General features: G+C 60.9%; 15 protein-coding genes. 1 reads left to right on the forward strand and 14 read right to left on the reverse strand.

The genetic code is table 11. The features are described 5' to 3' along the window. Nucleotides 1-4: 4 nt before the first annotated feature. The 12 genes from B7E11_RS05450 to B7E11_RS05505 all read right to left on the reverse strand — a co-directional run bounded on the left by B7E11_RS05450 (nucleotide 5) and on the right by B7E11_RS05505 (nucleotide 14,023). Nucleotides 5-2,674: a S8 family serine peptidase gene (locus tag B7E11_RS05450; protein WP_176220621.1), complete on the reverse strand. Its 2,670-nt coding sequence runs from the start codon at nucleotides 2,672-2,674 to the stop codon at nucleotides 5-7. 1,419 nt (nucleotides 2,675-4,093) lie between these two features. After that, entirely contained in the window at nucleotides 4,094-5,635 is a 1,542-nt protein-coding gene (locus B7E11_RS05455; RefSeq protein ID WP_080832591.1) for an NADH-quinone oxidoreductase subunit N, read from the reverse strand. Nucleotides 5,636-5,638: 3 nt separating this feature from the next. Next, complete coding sequence (locus B7E11_RS05460; protein WP_080832592.1) at nucleotides 5,639-7,246, reverse strand: complex I subunit 4 family protein; 1,608 nt, start codon at nucleotides 7,244-7,246, stop codon at nucleotides 5,639-5,641. Continuing rightward, a complete protein-coding gene (gene nuoL, locus B7E11_RS05465; protein WP_080832593.1) occupies nucleotides 7,246-9,126 on the reverse strand; it encodes an NADH-quinone oxidoreductase subunit L in 1,881 nt (626 codons plus the stop codon). Before nuoL ends, B7E11_RS05460 begins: the two co-directional genes overlap by 1 nt. Nucleotides 9,127-9,130: 4 nt before the next feature. Next, entirely contained in the window at nucleotides 9,131-9,439 is a 309-nt protein-coding gene (gene nuoK / locus B7E11_RS05470; protein ID WP_080832594.1) for an NADH-quinone oxidoreductase subunit NuoK, read from the reverse strand. Beyond that, nucleotides 9,436-9,960, reverse strand: coding sequence for an NADH-quinone oxidoreductase subunit J (locus B7E11_RS05475; RefSeq protein WP_080832595.1), 525 nt, complete (start codon nucleotides 9,958-9,960; stop codon nucleotides 9,436-9,438). Before B7E11_RS05475 ends, nuoK begins: the two co-directional genes overlap by 4 nt. After that, a complete protein-coding gene (nuoI, locus tag B7E11_RS05480) occupies nucleotides 9,961-10,416 on the reverse strand; it encodes an NADH-quinone oxidoreductase subunit NuoI (protein WP_080832596.1) in 456 nt (151 codons plus the stop codon). It abuts the gene before it with no gap. Between the two features lie 13 nt (nucleotides 10,417-10,429). Then, the gene (nuoH, locus tag B7E11_RS05485; protein WP_245809640.1) at nucleotides 10,430-11,392 is read right to left on the reverse strand and encodes an NADH-quinone oxidoreductase subunit NuoH; all 963 of its coding nucleotides are present in this window, start codon (nucleotides 11,390-11,392) and stop codon (nucleotides 10,430-10,432) included. A 44-nt stretch (nucleotides 11,393-11,436) separates the two neighbouring features. Continuing rightward, nucleotides 11,437-12,537, reverse strand: coding sequence for an NADH-quinone oxidoreductase subunit D (locus B7E11_RS05490; RefSeq protein WP_080832598.1), 1,101 nt, complete (start codon nucleotides 12,535-12,537; stop codon nucleotides 11,437-11,439). A 6-nt stretch (nucleotides 12,538-12,543) separates the two neighbouring features. Next, nucleotides 12,544-13,152, reverse strand: coding sequence for an NADH-quinone oxidoreductase subunit C (locus B7E11_RS05495; RefSeq protein WP_080832599.1), 609 nt, complete (start codon nucleotides 13,150-13,152; stop codon nucleotides 12,544-12,546). Next, a complete protein-coding gene (locus B7E11_RS05500; protein WP_080832600.1) occupies nucleotides 13,149-13,667 on the reverse strand; it encodes a NuoB/complex I 20 kDa subunit family protein in 519 nt (172 codons plus the stop codon). The genes B7E11_RS05495 and B7E11_RS05500 overlap by 4 nt, the downstream gene beginning before the upstream one ends. Next, nucleotides 13,652-14,023 (reverse strand): NADH-quinone oxidoreductase subunit A, encoded by a 372-nt coding sequence (locus B7E11_RS05505; RefSeq protein WP_080832601.1) that lies wholly within the window; start codon nucleotides 14,021-14,023, stop codon nucleotides 13,652-13,654. The genes B7E11_RS05500 and B7E11_RS05505 overlap by 16 nt, the downstream gene beginning before the upstream one ends. A 112-nt stretch (nucleotides 14,024-14,135) precedes the next feature. Between B7E11_RS05505 and B7E11_RS05510 the strand changes: the two genes are divergently transcribed. After that, the gene (locus B7E11_RS05510) at nucleotides 14,136-14,696 is read left to right on the forward strand and encodes a MarR family winged helix-turn-helix transcriptional regulator (RefSeq protein ID WP_240353152.1); all 561 of its coding nucleotides are present in this window, start codon (nucleotides 14,136-14,138) and stop codon (nucleotides 14,694-14,696) included. Between the two features lie 293 nt (nucleotides 14,697-14,989). On the opposite strand, the gene B7E11_RS05515 is transcribed toward B7E11_RS05510, so the two are convergent. Further along, nucleotides 14,990-20,956: a cadherin-like beta sandwich domain-containing protein gene (locus B7E11_RS05515; protein ID WP_080832602.1), complete on the reverse strand. Its 5,967-nt coding sequence runs from the start codon at nucleotides 20,954-20,956 to the stop codon at nucleotides 14,990-14,992. Continuing rightward, a complete protein-coding gene (locus B7E11_RS05520) occupies nucleotides 20,953-22,551 on the reverse strand; it encodes a stalk domain-containing protein (RefSeq protein WP_080832603.1) in 1,599 nt (532 codons plus the stop codon). The genes B7E11_RS05515 and B7E11_RS05520 overlap by 4 nt, the downstream gene beginning before the upstream one ends. Nucleotides 22,552-22,632: the final 81 nt, after the last annotated feature.

Below are 22,632 nucleotides of genomic sequence, written 5' to 3' on the forward strand. Positions count from 1 at the left end.
TTATTTACGCCAATCTTGCCAGCAAGGCCGCCCATTCGGCTCGGCTGATCGGCCGATCGGGCCTGAAGGTGCCGTCCCCGAATCCGGACAGCCAGCCTTTTTCAACCAGCGCCGCCGCTGCCCCCGCCGCGAAATGATCCGCCGGCAAATCGGAAAACCGCTTTGCCGGCGAAGCCGGCTCGTTCAGCCCGGCCGCCCGAGCAAACAGGGCAACCGCCTCCGCGCGCGTCATCAGCGCATCGGGTTCGAACCGCGAGCCGTCGGCCCAATAGAGCCAGCCCGCCGTTTCGGCCCGCGCGATCGCGCCGTATGCCCAATTGCCGGCCGTTACGTCTTCGTAGCCGGAACCGGCCTTGGCTTCATTCGGCTGGAAAGCCCGCACGGCGATGACGGCCGCCTCGGCCCGTGTCAAGTTCCGGTCCGGCCGGAATCGGCCGTTGCCGTAGCCCGCCATCCAGCCGGCTTCCGTAACGGCCGCAATCGCCCGTTCGGCCCAATGTCCCGTCGCGTCCGTAAAGGACGTATAAGCCGGTTCGCCTTCGAATTTCAGCTTGTAGAACGTTTCGCCGTAGACGCCGTCGGCCGTTAGCGTCACGTAATACGTTCCGGGCTCGACGACGCGCGAACCGCTCAAGGAAGAACTTCCCCCGCTCCGATTCCAACCGCCGACCTGCTCCAGTTGCTTGTCGGACAGCCGCATCCGCACCGAAGCGCCTTCGGGAAGATTGTCGAGCTGCAAACGAACGAGGGTTCGGGAGCTGACCGTGAATTTGTACCAATCGGCGTCGTCCCCCGACCCGAACAGGCCGTTGCGCGTTTCCGAAGGATTCAAGCTGACCGGCGTAGCGGTCAAAGCGGTGTCGTTCGGCTCGTTGGGATCCTCATTCGGAATAATATATTCCAAATCGACCGTATACGTCCCGATTACCGCTTCCGGGCGCGCATTCACGGCGTTGCGGATTTTTATGTAATATTTGCCCGCGGCCGCGTTGGGCACAATCAGCTCTTCGCTTTCCCCGCTGCCGTTGATGTCCGTTTCCTTCGCTTTCTCGCCGGCTTTATGCAGCGTGATCGACGGATCGATCCGGGTCGTATCCGGACTGACTTTTAATTTTAGGGTGCCCGATTTGAGCAATTCCACTACGGTCCAATCCTCGTCTCCCTTGACGTGAAAGGTCCCCGTCCACTGTTGGCTGCGAGGGGCAAGCGTGTAGGCCGCGAGCGCCGAGTCGTTCGGTTCCATGGCGTCCTCCGCCATTTGAAATCCGGAAACGAGGCGATAGGCGCGGGGAGCGGCTTGCGTCCCTTCCGGATGCTTGGCCTGCAAATAATAGCGGCCTTTCTTCACTTTCCACTGCATCGAGGAAGCTCCGGAAACTTCGACGGCAATCGCCGCAGTCGAATTGGACGCGTACAAAGCCAAGCTGCCGGAAGCTTTCGGATTTTCGTCCGAAACCTCGATTCGAAGCCTCCCGTCATAGGCGACGTCCAGCGCATACCAGTCGCTGTCCGTTCCGGACGACCAGTTTGCCGCCACTTCCTTCCCGACGGGGAACGCGTATGCCGTCCCTTTCAAATCGTTCGGCTCGCGCCAATCTTCGTTGGCCGCGGCCGCCAGCGCCTTGTCCGCGCGCACGAGTCCGTACCCGGTGTCCCGGTCCCAGCCTTTCGCGCCGATATCCTCCGCCGTTCGGCGAAGGGTCTCCCGCAGCCGGACGGGCGTCCAGTCCGGATGCGCCGCCCGCAGCATAGCCGCCGCCGCGGCGACCTGGGGCGCCCCCATCGAAGTGCCTTCCATCTCGGTCGTGCCGCCGCCGGGTTCGAGCGTCTCCACGCTCCACATCGCGGCCAAATCCACCTCCGGCCCGGACGTCGATGCGCTGTCCCGGCTTCTGCCGTCCGTGCCCGCCACCCCGAGCACGGTAGGATAGGCGGCCGGATAGGATACCGCCGCCTTATCGCCGAACTCGAGGGCGTCGTTTCCGCTCGCCGCAACGAGCAGCACGCCTTTGGCTTCGGCATAGGCTGCCGCTTCCCGCATTTCGGGAACGTCGCGGTGAAGGCCGAGCGACAGCACGACGATATTCGCCCCGTGATCCACCGCATAGCGGACGCCGCGGACAAGGTCGGCGTCGGTGCCCGCGCCGGTTTCGTCCAACGCTTTGACGGGCATGATTTTCATGTTCCAGTTCGCCGTGCCGCCTTTGCCGGCCGCCGCAATCCGGGCGACGATTCCCGCGACTGCCGTACCGTGGCCGTTATCGTCCTCCGGCGGCTTGCGCTTATTCAATAAATTGATCCCTTCGGTCAAATACGGAACCAGCTCGGGATGATCCAGATCGGCCCCCGTATCGACGATCGCGATCGTGCCTTCCACGTCGCGCTCCAGCATCCGCCACGCCTCGGGAAAGCCGACGGCGTTCAAATAGCCGGAATCCGCCGATGGCGCCACATTAGAAGATTCGGCGTAAGCGAACGCTTTATGTCCGTAGGCCGCTGAAATTTCGACATTTTTCTCTATTTTGAGCTTGTCTGCGGTTTCTGCCGCATCGGTCAGCCCTTCCGCCACGGCTTCCGAAACGAAGCCGAGAAGCATGCCTCCCGCCAGCAATGCGCAGCCGGCCCAAACTGCAATCGTCCGCTTGCCGATATTGCCGGCAGTTCGAGCGAGCATGACCATCAGCACCTTTGCCATTTCTTAAGTCGGTATGGATACGGAACGAAGGTCCCGCTTGCTTGACTGAAATCCGTCTTACCCGTCGCTAAACACTTACACGTCAACTTGAGATTCGTAACATTAAATATTTCGAGAGGCTCGCGCGTTTCCCCTTCCTGACCGCGAAAAAACAGTACTTTTGTCACAATGCGCAGCGAAGAAGCCATCAAGCGGCACCGGGTTGACAGAGGAATGCCCGCAAAAATGCAGGCTTTGCCGGAGGTGAAAGGCCCTCGGGGGCGCGTTCGTTCTGAAAAAAACCGCATATTCGTATGAACGCTTCGAAGATCGGCCAATTGGGGAGGAAAAGCCTCCGCATTTGCAGGCTTTTACGTGCAGAGTTGGTGTGGTAACACGATAGAAAAGAGATGGCCGGGCGGTTTTCTTAACGGCTGAAGCGCCGGTTCGCGAAAGCGCTCGGCCGCATGCATAGGGTTCGTCGAGATGAGCCGCCACGACTCAAATGGATTGGCAGCAAGCATGCGGAGGCGGTGAAATGGGTCATTTTTACTCAAATGCGTATGGCCGTGTGCGTTTGGCGGGTCAAGATGAATCGCCACGACTCAAATGGATTGGCAGCAAGCGTTCGGAGGCGGCGAAATGGGTCATTTTTACTCAAATGCATATGGCCGTGTGCGTTTGGCGGGTCAAGATGAGCCGCCACGACTCAAATGGATTGGCAGCTTGCGTGCGGTGGCGGTGAAATGGGTCATTTTTACTCAAATGCGTATGGCCGTGTGCGTTTGGCGGGTCAAGATGAGCCGCCACGACTCGAATGGATTGGCAGCAAGCGTGCGGTGGCGGTGAAATGGGTCATTTTTACTCAAATACGTGCGGCCGTGTGCGTTTGGCGGGTCGAGATGAGTCGCCACGACTCAAATGGATCGGTAGTAAGCGTGCGGACGCGGTGAAATGAGTCATTTTTACTCAACTGCGTGCGGCTATATGCGTATGGCGCTTCGAGATGAGTCGCCACGACTCAAATGGATTGGCAGCTTGCGTACAAAGGCGGTGTGCGTATGGCTGTTCGACTCGGTTTTGCCTGGTTTGCTCTCGACCCGTCCCCCTATTGCGCCCGAATCTAGCCCGGTTCGCCTCCGATTAGGCGGGCTCACGCCCGGTTCGCTTCCCATTATGCCAGGCTCGCGCCCGGTTCGCTTCCCATTATGCAGGCTCGCGCCCGGTTCGCCTACCGACTTCGCCCGACAGCCTCCCGCCCCCCCCCTTTCTCCTCTTCACCTTATTCCCTCCTGTTTCGACGCCAATACCGATCGCGCCCAACAGTCTACAACCCCATCCGCGGCGGCCGGCACGGCGACGAGCAGCGAGAAGCGCGCCCCCAACCCGCTCCCGCTTCGCCCGCGCCCGCATTCCCGCTCATCCCGCCAACAAATCCGTGCCGACTTCGAACAGGCGGTCGATCAGGCCGAGCAGCGGACCGGGAAACGCGCCGAGCGCGACCGTCCCTGCCGCGCACAGCCAAATGACGAAGCCCGCGGGCACCGGCAAGCGGACGGCAGGCTCCTCTTCCCCAGGCCGCATATACATTTGGCGGATGATTTTGAAGTAGACGTAGTACGAGACCGCGGTCGTCGCCACGATGATCGCCGCCAGCCCGTACGCTCCCGTCCGCACCGCCCCGAACAGGATGAACAGCTTTCCGGTAAAGCCCCCCGTAACCGGCAAGCCCGCGAGCGAGCAGAGCAGCACGGTCATCGCGACGGCCGTCCGGGGCGCCCGGTGATACAGGCCGGCAAAGGCGGACAGATCTTCTTTTTGCGAGGATTGCGACACGACGGTCAGCACGGCGAACGCGCCGATGTTCATCAACGCGTACGCGATCAAATAGAACAGGAATTCCGCAAAAAAGGAGGCGTGCAGGTCGGTTTTGTCCAGGGCAAGCGGCACCAGCAGCATTCCGGCGTTCGCGACGCCCGACAGGGCGAGCAGCCGTTTCGCGTTTTGTTGCCGCAGCGCCCCGACCGTGCCCGCGATCGCGGCGGCGGCGGCCAATGCGGCAAGCGCCAAAAAGACGTCCCCGGTCAGATGCGGATCGCTCCCGGCCGCGAAATAAGCCGTATTCATGAAAACGCGGTATACCATCGCCAGCGCGGCGCCCTTCGCGACGACGGCCAGAAAGGCGGTCACCGGCGTCGGCGCTCCCTGGTACACGTCGGGGGCCCAGGCATGAAACGGAGCCAAAGCCAGCTTGACCGCGAACCCGGCAACGAGAAGAAAAAAGGCGACGTAAACGAGCGTCCGGAAATCCCCCGCCCCCCGCTCCAACCCTCGCGCGATCTCGTCCAGCCGCGTCGAGCCGGTCACCCCGTACAAGAATGACATGCCGTACAAAATAAACGCCGAAGCCGTCCCTCCCGTCACGACGTACTTGAACGCCGCCTCGCTCGCAAGTCCGCTGCTTTTGCGCGCTCCGACGAGAACGTACGAGGCGATGCCGAGCAGCTCCAGGCCGATGAACAAGGTCATCAGATCGGCCGAGGAGGCCATCACCATGGCGCCGGCAACCGCCGGAAGCACCAAATAGTAAAACTCGCCCTTGATCGGGACGTCTTTCGGGCGAACCGTCCCGAGCGAAGCCAAAACGATGAGCGCCGATGCGCCGAGAAACGACAGCTTCAGCAGATGGCCGAAGTCGTCCAGCCTCAAGCTGCCGTTCAGCAGGCTGTGCGTTCCTTCCCCCCCGGCCGCAGCGGCCTGATGAAAATCGTACAGGTGCCAGCAGACGAACGCGGCCGCGGCGGCGAGGCCGAGCACGGTCCCCGCCCCGATCCAGTCGCGGTTAACCCGATCCGGCAGCAGCAGATCGAGCGCGGCGAGCGCAAGGGCGAAGCCGACGAGAACAAGCTCGGGGGCCAAATACCAGGCGTCGCTCCACGTTAACGTTTGCACCGTTTCCATCGCTTAGCCCCCCATCCTCGTCCGAAGTTCCCGTACCAGCCCGTCGAACCCGTGCTGCAGCAGATCGGTGACCAGCGACGGATAAACGCCGAGCAGCACGATCAGCCCCGTCAGCGCCGCCATCGGCAGCGCCTCGACGAACCTCGCCTCCTTGAGGCCCGCGAACCGCTCCGGCAGCGGGCCGTACGTCATCGCCAGCACGCTGCGGAGGATATAGACGGCCGACAACAGCACGCCGAGGACGCCGAGCGCGGTCAGCCACCGCATCGAGCCGAACAGGCCGAGAAACGACAGCAGCTCGCCGACAAAGCCGGACAGCCCCGGCAAGCCGAGCGCGGCAAGTCCGCCCGTCAGCAAAATGCCGGACGTGAACGGCAAGCTGCGCGCCAGCCCCCCCAGCTCGTCGATCCGCGTCGTGCCCGTGCGCTCGTGCAGGCATCCGACGACGAGAAACAGAAGCGCCGCGATAAGGCCGTGCGAAACCGCTTGGAATACCGCGCCGGCGAAGCCGATTTCGCTAAGCGAAGCAAGGCCGAGCAGCACGATGCCCATATGGCTGATGCTGGCGTAGCCGAGCACGAGCCGGAACTCTTTTTGCGCGCAGGCCAAAATCGCCCCGTACAAAATATTGACGACGCCGAGCGTCGCCAGCGCCGGAGCCCATGCTTCCAGTTGCGAGGGAAGGAGAAATCCCGCAAACCGAAGGAGGCCGTACACGCCCAGCTTCAACAGGATCCCGGCATGAATCATCGCGACCGGCGCCGGAGCTTCCGCGTGAACCTTCAGCATCCAGGCGTGAAAAGGAAAAACCGGCACCTTGATCCCGAAGGCGACAAGCAGCAGGACAAACGCGATTTCCTTCATCCCCTCGGACGGAAGCGGCACCCCCGGGGCGTTAGCCGCGGCCGGGTCGGCCAAATGGGCAAGCATCGCGTCATAGTTGCCGCTATAGGTCAGCAGCGTGCCGCTCCCCGTTTCCTCGGCGCCGAACCCGATCGTGGAGACGAGCAGCAAAAAGGCGAACAGCATCGCCGCCGAGCCCAGCCCGTTATAGACCAGGAAGCGGTTCGCGGCTTTTTCCCGTCCGAATGCCCCCCAAATGCCGATCAGGAAAAACGTCGGAAGGAGGGTTAACTCGAAAAAGATGAAAAAAAGCCCGACGTCCCGCGCCAGAAACGCGCCGTACATGCCCGTTTGCAGCAGCAGAAGAAGAACGTAGTACGTTTTGCGGCGCTTGCGGACATGCACGGATGCGAGAACCGCCATCAGCGACACGACGCCGGTCAGCAGCACGAGCGGCAGCGAAATGCCGTCCACGGCCAGATGGTAGTCGAAGAGAAGGCGGAAGGAAACGACGCCTTGCTCCTTAAGTTCCGCATCCAGGCCTAGCGGAATCGACAGCCAGGTCGCATGCTCCGTATAGCGCTCCCCGCCGAACGCCGGCTCGTAGTCCATGTACAGGCCGACCGCCGCCAGCAAGGGCAGCCCCGTAAACCCGATCGCCGCCCCCCGAATCAGACGCCCGTTCTCGCGCGGGAGCAGAAGCAGGAGCAGGGAACCTGCGAGCGGAAGGAGCGCGATGATCGACAAAACCGGAAGCGCCTCCAGCATTACCAGAACCTCCTTCCGGCGATGGCGAGCGCCAGGACGACGACGGCGATGACGGCCGCGAGGGCGTAAACCTGCATTTGGCCGTTCAGCAGGCGGGAATGCAGCCGGCCGAGCGCCTGGACGGAACTGGCGGCAAGCCGGCCCGCCCCGTCCACGACCGCTTCGTCGAACAGACGCAGCGCCCGGCCGAGCCCCTGCAACGGCTTCGCGAACAAGAACCCGAGCCCCTCGTCCACGTAAAATTTTCGCTCGGCGAGCCGAATCGGCCAGGCGAAGGTTCGGTCGATCCCGTCCTTGTTCAGCGAGCCTTTGCCGTAGACCATCCAGCCCAGAAAAAGTCCGAGCGCGGCAGCGGCCGCGGAAACCGCCATGATCCAAAGGCCGTGCCCATGTCCCGTCTCCTCCCCGCTCAGCCACGACTCGAGCCCGCCCCCGAACGGCGACTGCGCAAAGCCGGCAACCGCGGCGGGCACGGCCAGCACGAGCAGCGGCACGGTCATGACCGCCGGGGCTTCCTTCGCCCGGACGAAAATTTCCGCATTGCCGCGAAACTTGCCCGCAAACGCGAGAAAGAACAACCGCGCCATGTAACAGGCGGTCAAAAACACGGTTCCCGCCGCCGCCGCGAACAGCAGCGGATGGCGATCCGCCGCCGCGGCCAGCACGGCGTCCTTGGACCAGAAGCCCGCCAGCGGCGGAATGCCCGTCAGCGCCAGGGCGCCGATGCCGAACGTCCAGGCGGTCGTTTTCATCCGTCCGCCGATGCCTCCCATTCGGCGAAGATCGCGGGTATGCAGCGCGCGGATGACGTTGCCGGCGCCCAAAAAGAGCAGCGCCTTGAAGAAGGCGTGCGTGAACAGATGAAAAATCGCCGCCGTCCACGAACCGCTGCCAAGCGCGAGCATCATATAGCCCAATTGGCTGACGGTCGAATAGGCGAGCACGCGCTTGATGTCGTGCTGCTTCAACGCGATCGCCGCCGCGAGCCCCGCCGTCAACGCCCCGATATAGGCTGCCGCGTTCATGGCGAAGGCGGAGGCTTCGAAAATGTCGTACGTCCGGACGACGAGAAATACGCCCGCCGCCACCATCGTTGCGGCGTGTATGAGGGCGCTGACCGGCGTCGGCCCCTCCATCGCGTCCGGCAGCCAAATATGCAGCGGGAACTGGCCCGACTTGCCCGCCGCGCCGAGAAAGAGGAGCAGCGCGACGACGGTCGCGAGCTCCTGCGAGACGACGCCGGCCTGGGAATCGAACACGTTGTGCAGCGTCACGAAATCGAGCGCGTGGCCGGGCATGTACCGAAAGAGCAGCAGAATCGCGATCAGTAAGCCAAGGTCGCCGACCCGGGTGACGATGAACGCTTTTTTGGCCGCCGCCGCGGCTTCCGGCTTCCGGTACCAGAATCCGATCAGCAGGAACGAGCTGACGCCGACAAGCTCCCAGCCTATGTACAGGAGCAGCAGATTGTCCGCCAGCACAAGCCCGAGCATGGAGGCGGCAAACAGGGAGACGTAGGCGAAAAACAGGTTTTTCCGTTCGTCGTCCCGCATATAGCCGAGCGAGTAGATCAGAACAAGGACGGAGACGAAGGAGACGACGGCGAGCATGAGCGAAGTAAGGTTCGTCACTTCAAAGCCCGCGCGCAGCGACGCGTCTCCGATCGTCAGCCAACGGAATCCTGCGCTGTAGTCCTCGGCATCGCCCCCGAGCCGTCCGAAAACGATAAGCAGCGATAAAACAAGCGAAGCCAGCGAGGCGGCGATCGCAACCGCCGGACCGGCCCGCTTCAGATGGCGGTTCAGCGCCGTCAGCGCGGCGAACGCCGCGAGCGGGAACAGCGGCGCCAAAAAGGCGTATTGGGAAAACGAGGCCGGCATACGCTCACCCCTTCAGCTTGTCGTATTCCTCGACGTTTACCGTCGCTCTGCCGCGGTACAGGACGATGAGCACCGCAATGCCGACGGCGGCCTCCGCCGCGGCGACCGTCATCGAAAACAGGGAAAAAATTTGGCCGGAAAGCGAAGGAACGGCGCCGTACCTGGCGAAAGCGATCAAGTTCAAATGGGCCGCGTTCAGCATGAGCTCGATGCAGAGCAGCACGATGACGGCATTGCGCTTCGTCAACACCCCGTACAGCCCGATGCAGAACAGAACGGCCGCCAGCGTCAAATAGGAACCGAGCAGGCTCATGCCGAATCCGCCTCCCTTTTGGCCAGCGCCACCGCCCCGATGAACGCCACGGTCAGCAGCACCGACACGAGCTCGAACGGAACGGCATACCGCGTGAACAACAGCAGTCCGATTTCCAGCGTGTTGTCTTCCGGCAGCGCCGCCTCCGGAGCGGGAAAGCCAGAACCTCGGATCGCGTAAAACAAAATGCCGAACAAGCACAGGCAAGCGACGGCGGCCAGCGTTTCCCGCAGCGGCCTCCCGCGCTCGGCGCCTTCCTCCCGATGGTTCGTCATCATGATGCCGAAAATCATCAAGATCGTGACCGCCCCGACGTAGAGCAGCACTTGCACGAAAGCGACGAACTCGGCTCCGAGCAAAATAAACAGCCCGGCCAGCGAAACGAACGCAAACGCCATCGACAGCGTCGCGTGCACGACCTTGACGAAGCTTAATGCCATGACCGCTCCCGTCACCGCGCAAACGGCAAGCGCGAAAAACGCGACGAACTCGCCGTTCGCCTGCCATGTTCCGTCCAGCATCTATTTGCCGCCTCCTCTCTGCGGAGCGCCGATGTTGTTGTTGTCCCGGCGGACGTTCCGATCGTTGCCCGCAAGCCACTCCCGATCCTTGAACAGCTCGTCGCGGCTGTAGGACGCCAGCTCGAAGTTGCCGGTCATGACGATCGCCTCGGTCGGACAGACCTCGGTGCACAAATCGCACAGGATGCAAATTTCGAAATTGAGGTCGAACGTGTCGATGACCTTGCCTTTCTTTTCCGGGTCGGGGTTCGGCTTGCCCGTCAGCGAGATACAGTCGGTCGGGCAAATGCGGGCGCACTGATTGCAGACGATGCACAAGTCCGGCTCGAAATATTGGATGCCGCGGAAGCGGTCGGGCATCCGGATCGGGATGTCCGGGTACGCATACGTCGCTTTTTTCGAGACGAGCGTCTTGAGCGTCACGCCGAACCCTTTTGCCATGCCTGAGCCTTTCATTTCGCCAGCCTCCTTAGCCGAGCCATTCGATGCCAAGCGCCGTCAAAAAAATGTTCGCGATCGCGGCCGGCAGCAGCACCTTCCACGCAAGGCCCATCAACTGATCGACCCGAAGCCGCGGCAGCGTGGCGCGAATCCAGACCAGCGCAAAGACGACCGCCGCGAATTTGAGCGCAAACCAGACGAGTCCGGGAACAAAATCGAGCTGCGGCAGCGGCGCGTTCCAGCCTCCGAGGAACAGGACGGTCGCCAGGCACGCGATCGCGTAAATGTAGACATACTCCGCCAGCATGAAAAACGCGAAGCGAAAGCCGCTGTACTCGACGTGGTAGCCGGCGACGAGCTCGGATTCGGCTTCCGGCAGGTCGAACGGCGTCCGGTTCAATTCGGAGACGGCCGCGACGGCGAACACGGCGAATCCGACGATTTGGGGAAACAAGTTCCAATGCCAGAAGTACCCTTGCTGATGCAGCACGATTTCGCGCAAATTCAGGCTTTCCGTCATCATCGCCACGCCGACGACGGACAGCACGAGCGGCACCTCGTAGCTGATCATCTGCGCCGCCGAACGCATGCCGCCGAGCAGCGCGTACTTGTTGTTGGAAGCCCACCCGGCGATGACGATCGCGATCGTCGTGATGCCGGACAGCGCGATGTAATACAGGAAGCCGACGTTGAGGTCGGCGAATTGCAGATTCAATCCGTAAGGGATAACCGCCAGCACCGTAAAAGAGGGGATGAACGCCAGCGCGGGCGCGAGCACGAACAGCGCTTTGTCGGCTTTCGCGGGAATGGTGTCTTCCTTGATGAGGAGCTTCGCGACGTCCGCGACCGTCTGCAGCAGACCCAGCGGTCCGGTGCGGTTCGGGCCGTGCCGGAATTGCATCCAGCCGATGACCTTACGCTCGAAGTAGATGGCGTACGTGACGAAAACGATGACGACGGCAAGAAGCAAAAGCGTGTACAGCACGTACATTCCCGCCGTCCCCCAGGAGACGGGATCGTCCCAGAAACGCTGCATCAGCAATCCACCTCCCCGAGCACGATGTCGATGCCGCCGAGGATCGTCACCAGGTTGGTCATGCTCTCGCCGACGAGCAGCTTGGGCAGAATTTGCAGATTGACGAACGACGGCCGCCGAAACTTGAGCCGGTACGGCTCCGCCTTGCCGGTCGAAACGATGTAGCAGCCGATTTCGCCGCGCGGCGATTCGATGCGTACGTAGATTTCGCCGGCCGGCGGCCGGATCACTCTCGGCACCTTGCCCATCGTCTCCCCTTCGGCCGGAAATCGTTCGAGCGCCTGTTCCAGAATGCGCAGGCTTTGCCGAATTTCCGCAAGCCGGACGAGGTAGCGGTCGTAGCAATCTCCGCTCGCGCCGACCGGGACGTCGAATTCGAACCTCTCGTACAGGCTGTAGGGCTCGTTTTTGCGCAAATCCCATTTGACGCCCGTCGATCTTAAATTCGCCCCCGACAACCCGTAGGCGATCGCCGTCTCGGCATCGTAGGCGCCGACCCCTTTGATCCGGGACAGGAAAATTTCGTTTCCGCTGACGAGGCCGTCGTACTCCTCCAGCTTGCCGTACATCGAGCGGACGAACCGTTTGACCCGGTCGATCCAGCCTTCGGGAGCATCCCATTTGACGCCGCCCACCCGCATATAGTTATAGGTTAATCTCGCCCCGCACAGCTCGTTGAACAGCTGAAGAATCCGTTCCCGGTCGTTGAAGGCGTACAGAAACGGACTGAGCGCCCCGATGTCGAGCAAGTACGTCCCCCACCAGACGAGGTGGCTCGCGATTCGCTGGAGCTCCATGACGATGAGGCGAAGAAATTCCGCCCGCTCCGGGACTTGAAGGCCCATCATTTTCTCGACGGCGTGAACGAGCACGTAATTGTTGGTCATCGCGGACACGTAATCCATCCGGTCGGTGTAAGGAATGATCTGCGTGTAGTTCAGGCTTTCCGCCAGCTTTTCCGTTCCGCGGTGCAAATAGCCCATGACCGGCGTCGCTTCGGTGATGATTTCCCCGTCCAGCTTGACGATAATCCGAAATACGCCGTGAGTGCTCGGATGCTGGGGACCTACGTTCAAGAGCAGCTCTTCGGTCCGTATCACGCCGGCTCACACCTCCGGATCGAGCGGTACGTAGTCTTTGCGAAGCGGATGGCCCTCCCAGTCGTCGGGCATCATAATGCGCCGAAGGTCCGGATGGCCGGGAAAATCGATGCCGAGCAGATCGTAAATTTCGCGCTCGTTCCAGTTCGCGGTTTCCCACACCGGCGTCGCCGACGGAACGGACGGCGCCTCCCGGCCGGTGCGGACTTTGACGGCGTAGTTGTGTCCGCTGGCCATATTGAGCAAATAGTAGACGACTTCCATGTGCGTCTCGTAATCGACGCCCGCCACGTTCCGGAGGTAGTTCGCGTTCAGCTCGCCATGGCTTCGGAACAGGCGGGCGGCTTGCGGCCAGCGCTCGTTTTTGACGACGATCGTCGGCAAATGGCCGTTCGCCTCGTTGATCGAAGCCGCCTCGACCGCGTCCTCGGCGACGAGCTCGCGCAGCAGCCGTACGGCCCGGTCGAGCCTCTCCTGACCCGGCGAGGGCGGCTTCGGCGGCGGGGCTTCCGCCTGCGGCCCGCTATTTGCCGCCCCGGTTGCGCCCGCGCGCTCGGATTCGCTGTTCGCCCCCACTTGCCGCCGTTTCGCTTCGTTTTGCTCCTCCCCGCTCATCCGCTCGTCACCCGCTTCCCGGTTCTCGCCTCGTAGCGGATTTTCTCCTGAAGCTTGTTAATGCCGTAAATGAGCGCCGCCGGATTCGGCGGACAGCCGGGGATGTAGACGTCGACGGGAACGATTTGGTCCACCCCTTTGATGACCGAGTAGGACTTCACGTACGGGCCGCCGGCCGTCGCGCAGGACCCCATCGCGATGACCCATTTCGGCTCCGGCATCTGGTCGTACAGACGGCGAAGCAGCGGGCCCATCTTCTTCGTCACCGTTCCGGAGACGATCATGACGTCCGCCTGGCGCGGCGACGTCCGGAACATGACGCCGAACCGATCGAGATCGTAATGAGGCGCGCCGGCCGCCATCATCTCGATCGCGCAGCAGGCGAGGCCGAACGTGAGCGGCCACAGGGAATTGCTGCGGACCCAGCCTTTGAGCGTTTCCAGACTGCCGATAAACACGTTCCGCTCCAGCTCCCGAATGTCCTCCGGGGAGACGTTCGCTAGATTGAATTCCACTGCAGCACCTTCTTTCTCCAGGCGTAGACGAGGCCGATCAGCAGCAGGCCGGCGAAAATCGCCATCTCGACCAACGCAAAAAGACCGAGCTTCTTATACGCTACGGCCCACGGGTACAGGAAGACGGTCTCCACATCGAATATGACAAACATCAAAGCGTACAAATAATACCGGACGTTGAAGCGAATCTGGCTTTCGCCCACGGGATCGTTCCCGCTCTCGTAGGCGATTTCCTTTTCCGTCGTCGGCTTGGCGGGGCGCAGCCTTTTGCCGAGCTGCAGCACGACGATCGGAAACGCGATTCCAACAATCAGGAAGACGGCAACTATGACGTACTGATTGGCGTAATGCTCCACATCATCGCCTCCGTACGGCGGGACGGAACGTTCCCGAGCCCCCGGCCTAATCGTTTCCTTTTGCAATTATAGCAAAGGCTTCCAGCGGCGTCCACGGTAAAAGCGTTTTCATTTGTCGACAACAACCGCGCTCCTGTTCGATGAAAATATAGTGTTAGACGCCCATGCCGCTAACGCGGCACCATCATGCTATAATGATTACATGAATAAGAGCGAACTGAACGAAGAAGAAATTCAATTATGGTATAAGTGGAAAGGCTCCTTTCACAGCATCTTCGGTCGCGTAATCAAAGAGATGTCCGATCGCACCGGACTATCAGAGGGCGATTATGGAGTCCTGGACCGGTTAGACCTTCTGGGGGACGGCAGCCTACGCCAACAGGAACTCGCGGAATCTATGGACTGGGATAAGAGCCGATTGTCTCATCATCTAACGCGGATGGAGAAACGCAGGCTGGTGATGCGGAAGCCATTAGACACCGATCGCGGTGTTCAGGTCATCATTACTCCCACTGGCAAATCAGCCTTAAATGATGCACGTCCCATCGTCTCCATGGCCATACGCAAACATTTTCTGGATCAATTAACCGATCAAGACGTGGAGTCGATTACGAAGCTGGCGGAAAGAACAAAAAAAGGGTCTTCAGCATCTTATACTGACCCGACGCCATGACTGTGTATTTTTAAGCAGATATTGAACGTGAATTAATCCGGCCCCTTCCACCAAAACGATGGAGGGGGATTTTGCTTTTCAAAAGCAAAATCCCCCTCTAGGTACCGCAACATTCTCTGACTTTAAAAGCAAGCAGTTGCTATTGAAATTTTATAATACACATGCTTCAAGTTCCGTGAGGATTTTGTCCGAACGTTATGCTTTCCGGCGAAAAAACGGACCGCCCCGGCGAGCTTCGGCGATTCGAAACGCGCTTGGGCGGCCATTGCTGTTGCATCCGGTCAGATAGCCTTCTAGGACGTAGTCCCTCCGATAAACGCGAGCGTTATCGGATACATGTACTGATTGCCTGCCGAATCCGTCAAAACCAGATGGTACAGAAGTTGATTGCCTTCCGCCGATTCGGCCGCGTTGAAGGAGATCGGAATCGATACCTGGAGCGTTTGCGGATCGGGCATTCCCTGCCAGATGACGGTGTTCCCGGTCCCGTCGTACAGTTCGGCCGTCGAACCGGAAGCAAGCTGGAACGAAACCTCGGCGTCGGTGATGCCGGCTTGAGGATACGCCATCCATACTTGGCCCCATTCATTCGTTGTGCTCAAACTCGCCTCCGCCGCCTGATCGACCCCATATTTTATCGACAAGCCAGGGATCGTTACGTTTTCCTTCCAGGTTCCGTCGCGCCACAGATGCAAATAGTAAACCGCTTCCCGTCCGGTTCCGTCCGCAATTCGGAATTCGTACACATTGTCGCCCTCGACCAGGCCTGCGAAATTGAATGCGTCCATCGGCGTGCCGTCGATCGTATAGCTGTAGTTTTCCTGGCCGCCCGAGTTGACGACCATTCTCACGGTCTCCGTCCCCTCGTTCCAGTTGTTCCAATACGTATTCCCGAAACGATACGGATACGTCCCGGTAAAGCTGCCCTCGTCCCCGTACCTGAGCATCAACCCTACCTCGGGGAGGAAAGGAGCTCGCTGAAGCGTGATTTCATGCGACAACAAGCGACCGTTCGCTTGCACCGCCGCGAAAGCGGTCGTGAAGTCGGAAACGAGCGGAACGCGATACGCCCCCGATCCCGCTGCCGGTTCCGCCTGCACAAGGTCGCCGTTCTCGTCGTAATACAGCACGCCGGCAATCGTTCCTTCGCCTTCGGCTACCGGGGCGATATCCGCGTACGCCGCTCCCTGGACGAAAGCGTTCCAGTCCAACGCTCCGGCTTCCGACCGAACGAATTGAATCGGACTGCCGGTTTCGTCGGCGCCGTCGATGGCCGCAAGGCCCAGGCCTTCCGGTTGCGAAGCCCCCGCCCAAACCTGCAGCTCGTACGTATTCGCCAACGTTCCGTCCACCGGATGGTACAATTTGAACTCGATCGTGTTCCAGCCTTCCGCAAGATCGGCGAAATACGGTCCGTCCGGATAAATCTGTATCCCGTTCACGTACACTCCCAAATCCCCGCTAGTCGGGTATGCCCCGATGAGAAGCCTTTCTTCGGGATTCGCTACGACTGCCGAGAAAGTATTGGCGCCGGTCGGATTGACGTCCACGGGAGTCATTTGATCGTCATCCAGGTAAACGGAAAATTCGCTCAGCTCCGGATAGCCGGCGTATACGGTTAAGCCGAGATAAACCGATTTCAGCACCCCGCCGCTTCCGTCCGCAATATCGTAATTGACGTCAAACTGGGTAGCCTCGCCTTCCCGGATCCACTGGGACAGGTCGACCGGGATGCCGGAAGCGATCGAAATCGTCTGGTCCGATACGACGATCTCGGCGTTGGCCACATTTTCGTCGAATTCGAACGTCATCGTGAAAACATCCGGAATCGACTCGATCTTCATCCCGTAATAACGTTCTTCGAACGTTTCACCCGGATAGGCATCTTCCAGCGTCCAAAACGCTTCTTCGCCGTCGATCTCGGTCGACCAGCTCACAAGCCCTTGCAGCGGTCCGGCCTCCCGCTCGATTGCCACGGCATGGGCCAAAACCCGGTCGCCCGTTTTCAACAATACGACCGCAAACGCCGACTCTTCCGTAAACGGGATGCGATATTTGCCGTTTTGCAGAGGGGCCGACGAGTAGCTTTCCGTTTCCGCATCCACGACCAGCACGTCTTCGATGGACGTCCCCTGGGGAGCCAAGGGCTCGATATCGACATAAGTCGCCTCGTAGCTCGCCATGCCGTACCAATAGGGAAGGATGTCATGGAGACGCTCGAACGCGAACACTTTCGTTCCGTCCGATCCTTTGACTCCGTCCAGCCTCAATCCGTAGAGCCCCGGATCGCCGGCCAAAATCGTGACCGCGTAGGCGTTCTTTAATTCCCCGGTTACCGGATTGTAAACTTCGATCTCCAAAACGTTCCAGCCTTCGTTCAATTCGATGCCGTCGAACGAGCCGTCCATGCCTTCCGCTTCCGCGCCGTTGACCTTGAGCTTGACACTGCCCATCGCCGCGCTCGCGCGAACCATAAGCGGATAGGAGGTGTCGGGCACGGTGCCGGTATACGTACCGTTGCCCGAAGGGTAAAGATCGACGCGCAACTCGCTGGCAAGCCTGACCTCCAAGTGGGACAGTCCGAAATCGTTCCCGACATAAACGGTCAAGTAAAGCGTTACGTATTTTACGATATTTTCGCCTTCGTCCACGATTCCGTATTCGACTCTGGCGTCGTTCGGTCCTTCGTGCCAAGTCGGCACCGGGATCGGTCCGGGAGTCGTTTCGAGATCGATCGCTTGATCGAACATGTACAATACGGGATCGACCACGTTTTCCTCGAATTCGAAGCCGACCTCGAATGTTCCGGGAGCCGTCTCGTAATATAGGGCGTAATCTTGATAAAGGGATTCGGGATATCCGGGCTCGCCCGGATAAACCGTTTCGTCCGTTAACGTCCAAGCGGTTTCTTGTCCATTGGCTTTCGTCACCCAACCCGTGACGCCGACCGGGTTCGGAGGCGGTTCGCGATTTACCGTGACGGTATACGTTCGGGTCGTTTCCCCGTCGGCGGCGGTGACCGTGATTTCAATGACGTTGACGCCGGCGTTTAAAATGACCGTGGTGCCCGAAACGCCATTCACGGTGCCATTCAATAGCAGTTGGGCCGAAGCCCCCGGATCGTTGGCCGCGAAATCCCCCGTCAGGGTTGACGTGACCGCCGGCACGGTCACGATATAATTCGTCGTGCCCGGATCGAATGCGGGATCAAGTTCTCCCGCCGACAGGCCCAGGGTGGCGAGGCTCGCATCCGTCGACGGCGGCTCCGACGAAACCGCGATCGTTCCCGCCGCCGATACCGGGGGCGCCGATCCGTCGTCAACGGTATACGTAAACGAGTCCGTGCCGGAGAAGCCCGCATTCGGCGTGTACTTATACGTGCGGCCTTCATACGGCTCAAGCGTGCCGTTCGCCGGGCCCGCGATTTCGTAGTCCAGCTCGTCTCCGTCCGCGTCGTCGCCCAGCAGCTCCACCAGAGCCCATTCTCCGGCAGTCGTCGACGCTTCCACCGCTTGCGCGGTCGGCGCCCGGTTCACTACGATCTCGTACGTCTTCTCGGCCACGCCGTTCTCGGCCGCGACCACGACCGATACCGTGTTCCTCGTCCCCGCGGCCAGCGCAACCGAATGGCCGTCCACGCCTTCCTCGGAACCGTTCAGCAGCAGCTTGGCCGTTGCGCCGTGATGGCTCGTCTCGAACTGCAGCGTCAGGCTTTCCGTCCCGGCCGGCACGTTGGCCGCATAATCCGTGACATCGGCATGAAAGACGGGCGACTGCTCTCCGAGCGACAGCGACAACCCGCTCAAGTTCGCGTCTGCGGACGGCACAGGCGAAACGTCCTCGACGACGACCGTGCCCGCGGCCGCTTCCGATTCGGCCAGCCCGTCGCTGACCGTATACGTAAACGAATCCGTGCCGGAGAAGCCCGCATTCGGCGTGTACTTATACTTGCGGCCTTCATACGGCTCAAGCGTGCCGTTCGCCGGACCCGCGATCTCGTAGCTCAGCTCGTCTTTGTCCGCGTCGTCGCCCAGCAGCTCCACCAGAACCCATTCTCCGGCAGTCGTCGACGTTTCCACCGCTTGCGCGGTCGGCGCCCGGTTCACTACGATCTCGTACGTCTTCTGGGCCAAGCCGTTTTCGGCCGTGACGACGACCGATACCGTGTTTCTCGTCCCCGCGGCCAGCGAAACCGAATGGCCGTTTACGCCTTCCTCGGAACCGTTAAGCAACAGCTTGGCCGAAGCTCCGCCATCATTGGCTTCATACCCGATCGACAAGCTCTCGGTTCCGGCCGGCACGATCGCCGCGTAGCCCGTCGTTTCCGGGGCAAATGCCGGAGCCAACTGCTGCCCTTCGATCGCCAGCGACTTCAGCGTCGCGTCGTCGGACGGCGTTTCCCCGTTCGGCAGCGCCCGGATCGCGTACAAGGTGTATGTCTTCGAAACGCCGTCGATCGTCGCCGTCAGCTTGATTTCGTTGCTGCCGGGGCTCAGCGGGATCCTATATTTCCAGGCAATCTGGCCCGGAAGCACGGTCAGCGCCGCCATCATTACCGGCTCCGGCATGATTTCGTTCCCGTTTGCCGCAACCGCGAGCGCGGGGCCATCGCTCGGAACGCTGAGCGTCAGGTGCTCCTCGTCTTCCGGGACGTCGAACTGCTGCACCGGATTCGGAGACGTAAAATCGATATTGAGCGACGAACCCGAACCGAACGAAAAGCTTACCGAGTTCAGCAGCTCCCGCGTTACGTTCAGCGCATACGTTTTTTTCGTCGAACCGTCGGGGGCCGTCACTTCCACGTCGATCGCGTTTTCGCCGTACTTCAGTTCGACGGTTTGGCTGCCGCTCGCGAGCGTTTGGCCGTTCACCTTAACGGCCGCTCCGGCATCTTCGGCCGTCGGCGTCACCGTAAGCGACGAGACTGCGTTTCCGACGACCGCCGAATAGTCGGTATGGTCTTTTGCGAAAGCAGGCGCCAGCGTTCCCGCGGACAGCGCCAGCCCGCTCAAGTTTGCGTTCGCGGACGGCGGAACGATAACCGGGGAAGTCGTCGTTCGGCCGTTTCTTTCTGCAAGGTAGGCGGCGCGCTGCTCCGGCGTCAGGGTGGCCAAGTATTTGGCTTCGCTTGCCGCCTTCATCTGATCCAGGGCCTGCTGGTTTTGCGTTTGCTGGTTAGCCAGACGCTGCTGAAGAGTTTGCAACATATTTCCGGGCAAGGCGTCCAACCTGTCCTGCTCTTGCTTTTTCCGGGCCAGGGCTTGCCGGGCGGCTTCTTCCATCAACTCCATCATTCGGTCGATTTTGTCCTGATCGTCCTCGTCCAGGATCAATTTGGTATTTTCCAGATCGATCTCTTGGCCGGTCTGGTCCTTGACTTTTTTGACCGTATCTTCGGCCTGCTGCCGGTTAATGGTCCCCTGACGTAGCGCTTCGCTTATGACGGCGCCGAATACGTTTTGCAAATTCCTTGCAAATCGCTCCAGATCCTCCTGGGTGCCGGTCAGCGATTCCGGGTACCCCTCGTTCTCGAACTGGTTTAAATATTCGATATTTTCCTGGGTGATCTGCACCCCGTTTTCCAAAATCGCCTGGATGATCTTGGGGGAAGCCTGCGAAATAAATTGCTGCACGTCAAGCAACGTGATGGCGTCGGGCAGCTCCTCTCGCTGCATTCCCGGCAGCAGCGTCCCCATGTAACCCGGGTAGATCAACTGGGTCGGGGAAGGATTCGGAAGCCGTGTTTGCACGATGCCGGCCAACACGACGACGCGGGTCGTGCCCGAAACGGGATCGACCGCGACGCCCAAATGCGTGCCGCGAACGCCCATGATCGCCGTCGGCGTCTCCAGCTCGAATTCGTCGTCCCCGCCCGCGATCGACTTGACGTCCACCCAGGCCGAGCCCTTCAGCATGCTGATTTTCGTGCGCGTTCCCTTTTTGTCCGATAACTTGGAAAACGTAAGCGTCGTCCCGGCGTCCACCGTCATCAGATCGTCCTCGGACGTGCCGTTGGCGAACTGGAGAACAGCCGAACTGTCGGCGCCGACGGTCAGAATGTCCCCTTCGTTCAGGCTCATTTTCGTATACGCTTTAAACGTCTTCGAGCCGCCGGACTTTTTGACCGTAACGTCTCCCTCGTATTCCTTCACGATCGCCACCCGGCTGGAGGCGGCACCCGCATCGTCTGCCAAAACGCCCAGCAAGGGCAAAGCAATCAGCAGCGCGGCGATAAAATGCATCAGGCCTTTGCGAATCACTGAGCGGCACCTCCTTCGAACGATTTATGCCGAATGACGACCGTCCTGGCCGTGCCGTCCCATTGAATATCCAAATCCGCTTCCGCCGCGAAAAACCGCACAGGCACGAACATCCGGCCGTCCTTGAAGACGGGAGCGCCGTTCAATTCGAGCGAGAGGGCGAGTCCGTCCGCCGTTTTCGATACGGTTTTTTCGCCCAGCTTGATTTCGTACGTCGTCGATTCCTTGCTTAGCTTGCCCGTCTTCGATTGGCCGTCGTAGCCGACCTCGTAGCCGAGCGCCTCGCCGACGCTCCGCAGCGGCAGCAGCACCGCGCCGTCCTGAACGTAGGCGGCCGCGTCCGTTCGAACCGGCGAACCGTCCAGAAGCGTCGTCACCGTGCCGTCGGCAGCAGCCGGGCCGGCTCCGCGGTATTTGGCCAGCAGGCGGATTTTGTTGCCGGACTCGTCGGCGATCGCCAGTCTTCCGTCCTTCAAAATCGCCACGTCCGTCGGGCGGTTGAAATGCGCGGCGTAGGTGACGCCGTCGTTCGCGCCGAATTCCGCGCCCTCTCCGGCCAGCGTCGCGACGACGCCGTCCTTGAGCAGCCGGATCGCGTGATTGAGGCTGTCGGCGATGACCAGCGTGCCGTCCGGAGCTACGGCCAAGCCCTCCGGCGCGTAGAAGCGCGCCGCGAGCGCGTCCCCGTCCGCGAACTCGCCTTCGGCGTACAGGCTGTCCGCCGCATACGCCGGCGCGGTTCCCGCTACCGTCGTCACGGTTCCGGCCGCAAAATCGATGTAGCGAATGCGCTGGTTGCCGCGGTCGCTTACGTACAAATTGCCTTTCGCGTCGATCGCGAGCCCGCTCGGCTCGTTGAACTTCGCTTCGGCGATCGCTCCGTCCATATAGTCGCCGGACGACTCGATCGTCCCCGGCCCCATTTGGACCGTGCGCGTCGATTCGGCCGTCAGCGTCGTCGCGTTTCCTTCGGCGTCGATCTTCCGAATGACGTGATTGAGCGTATCGGCCACGTAAACGTTGCCCGACGCGTCGACCGCCACGTCCGAAGGATGGTAGAAGCGCGCGGTCTCTCCCTGCCCGTCGGTTTTCCCGATCAAACCGTTGCCCGCAAGCGTGGATACGGTCCCGTCGGCGGAAATTTTGCGAATCGCGTTGTTGCCCGCATCCGCCACGTAAATGGTGCCGGCGGCGTCGACGGCCAGTCCCGAAGGCTGTTGAAACGCCGAGTTGGGCAGGTTATCGTCGTTATAACCGCCTACCGGCAGCCCGAGCTCGTCCTCGCCCACGATCAATCCGCCGTATGTGGCGACCTGATCGGTCGTCAGAACGCGCAGCAGGTGATTGCCCGCCTCCGCTACCAGCAGACGCCCGTCCGCCAGCTGGGCGACCGAATGCGGATACAACAGCGTCGCTTCCCGTACCGCGCCGTCTTCATTTCCCCATTCGGCTTGTCCGGCCCAGGTCCGGATCTCGTAAAGCTTCCCCGATTCCGTCCAGCCCGTCTCCGCCGACGCCAGCGACGCGAACGGAAAAGCGGCCAGCAAAATGGAGGCCATCCCGGCGGCGCGCAGCCTTCGACCTTTTTTCTTCATAAAAACACTCAGCTCCCATGCTTCTTATGTAATCGATTCTATGTAAAATTCCGGATTAACGATGTCCGGGCAAAGCCTACA

It is taken from the genome of Cohnella massiliensis (assembly GCF_900169535.1).
Classification (GTDB): Bacteria; Bacillota; Bacilli; order Paenibacillales; family Paenibacillaceae; genus Cohnella; species Cohnella algarum.

What these genes read in the sequence shown, in the direction of transcription:
- B7E11_RS05450 (WP_176220621.1), bottom strand. Translation starts at nt 2,674, where the DNA reads ATGCTCGCTCGAACTGCCGGCAATATCGGCAAGCGGACGATTGCAGTT.
- B7E11_RS05455 (WP_080832591.1), bottom strand. Translation starts at nt 5,635, where the DNA reads ATGGAAACGGTGCAAACGTTAACGTGGAGCGACGCCTGGTATTTGGCC.
- B7E11_RS05460 (WP_080832592.1), bottom strand. Translation starts at nt 7,246, where the DNA reads ATGCTGGAGGCGCTTCCGGTTTTGTCGATCATCGCGCTCCTTCCGCTC.
- nuoL (WP_080832593.1), bottom strand. Translation starts at nt 9,126, where the DNA reads ATGCCGGCCTCGTTTTCCCAATACGCCTTTTTGGCGCCGCTGTTCCCG.
- nuoK (WP_080832594.1), bottom strand. Translation starts at nt 9,439, where the DNA reads ATGAGCCTGCTCGGTTCCTATTTGACGCTGGCGGCCGTTCTGTTCTGC.
- B7E11_RS05475 (WP_080832595.1), bottom strand. Translation starts at nt 9,960, where the DNA reads ATGCTGGACGGAACATGGCAGGCGAACGGCGAGTTCGTCGCGTTTTTC.
- nuoI (WP_080832596.1), bottom strand. Translation starts at nt 10,416, where the DNA reads ATGAAAGGCTCAGGCATGGCAAAAGGGTTCGGCGTGACGCTCAAGACG.
- nuoH (WP_245809640.1), bottom strand. Translation starts at nt 11,392, where the DNA reads ATGTACGTGCTGTACACGCTTTTGCTTCTTGCCGTCGTCATCGTTTTC.
- B7E11_RS05495 (WP_080832599.1), bottom strand. Translation starts at nt 13,152, where the DNA reads ATGAGCGGGGAGGAGCAAAACGAAGCGAAACGGCGGCAAGTGGGGGCG.
- B7E11_RS05520 (WP_080832603.1), bottom strand. Translation starts at nt 22,551, where the DNA reads ATGAAGAAAAAAGGTCGAAGGCTGCGCGCCGCCGGGATGGCCTCCATT.